The organism is Streptomyces sp. NPDC090798, assembly GCF_044768965.1.
Lineage (GTDB): Bacteria > Actinomycetota > Actinomycetes > Streptomycetales > Streptomycetaceae > Streptomyces.
Genome location: NZ_JBIVXA010000070.1, coordinates 1 through 1446 on the forward strand (window position 1 = coordinate 1; position 1446 = coordinate 1446).

At 65.0% G+C, this 1446-nt stretch carries 1 protein-coding gene; it reads left to right on the top strand.

Going from position 1 to position 1446, the window contains the following annotated elements; all coding sequences use genetic code 11:
• Positions 1 to 237 precede the first annotated feature (237 nt).
• Complete coding sequence (locus ACIQTP_RS47000; RefSeq protein ID WP_403412406.1) at positions 238 to 1428, top strand: IS110 family transposase; 1191 nt, start codon at positions 238 to 240, stop codon at positions 1426 to 1428.
• Positions 1429 to 1446 lie beyond the last annotated feature (18 nt).

A 1446-nucleotide genomic window follows, 5' to 3' on the forward strand; every position in this document is an offset into this window, starting at 1 on the left:
CTAACTGATCCCTACGTTGTTCTGCGGGACGCGGTGAGCCCTTCGTATGGTTCACCCACCCAGGGGCGCTGAGTGTGGCTCTAACTGATCTGCTGCTCGGAGCTAGAAACGATTGGCCGCTCGGCGCCCCAAGACGACTCGGCTGCCAATTAGGAATCGCGAATGATCGCTGAATAGGGATCTGACAGCGAGGTCGTCCGTGGTAGGCACCCGCTGCGCACTGTACGGAGGCACCGCATGGCCGCGATCTGGGCCGGCATCGACGCAGGAAAGACCCACCACCACTGCGTTGCGATCGATGAGGGTGGCCGCCGGCTGCTGTCGCGACGCGTCGCCAACGATGAGCCCGACCTTCTCGAGCTTCTCACCGACGTCCTGGCCCTGGGCGACGAGGTGACTTGGGGAATCGACCTGGCCGACGGCGGATCCGCCCTGGCCATCGCAATTCTCCTCAACCATGACCAGCTCGTCCACTACATCTCGGGCCGAGCCATCCACCGCGCCTCCGAAAGCTACCGCGGTGAAGGCAAGACCGATGCCAAGGACGCCGCAGTCATCGCGGATCAGGTTCGTATCCGGCGTGACCTCCAGCCCTTACGACCCGCCGACGAGACCATCACCGACCTCAAGATTCTCACCAGTCGGCGCATGGACCTGGTTGCGGACCGCACCCGCACCGTCAACCGGCTGCGGGCGCAACTGTCCGGACTCTTCCCCGGCCTTGAGCGGGTTCTGGACCTCACGAACACCGGCCCGCTCACCCTACTGACCGGCTACCAGACCCCCGCTTCCCTGCGTCGACTCGGTACCAAACGGCTGGCGACCTGGCTACGCAACCGCAGCGTTCGCAACGCCGACCAGCTCGCGCAGACGGCCTCCCGGGCAGCTGAGCGCCAGCACACCAGCCTGACCAGCGAGAGGCTGACCGCGCAGATGGTACACACGCTGGCGAAGGAGGTGATGGCTCTCAATCTGCAAGTCGCCGAGCTCGACAAGCTCATCGAGGCCCGGTTTCGCGACCACCACTACTTCGACGTGATCACCAGCATGCCCGGGCTGGGCATCATCCTTGGCGCCGAGTTCCTGGCTGCCACCGGCGGAGACATGACCGTCTTCGGAACCTCCGACCGCCTCGCCAGCTTCGGCGGCGTCGCGCCGGTTCCACGGGACTCGGGCAAGGTCAGCGGCAACCTGCGTCGGCCCCAGCGATACAACCGCCGCCTCCAACGCGTCTTCTACACCTCCGCGCTGTTCAGCATCCGACGGAGCGAGGAGTCTCGCCGCTTCTACGATCGCAAACGGGCCGAGGGCAAGCGCCATACCCAAGCTGTCCTCGCTCTCGCCCGCCGTCGCGTCGACGTTCTCTGGGCTCTTCTACGCGACCAACGATGCTACGAACCGACTCCGCCAACAGCCCTCGCGGCTTGACAAACGACATTAGGAATC

Excerpts from the sequence above, each read along its gene's own strand:
- ACIQTP_RS47000 (WP_403412406.1), top strand. The coding sequence starts at position 238 with ATGGCCGCGATCTGGGCCGGCATCGACGCAGGAAAGACCCACCACCAC.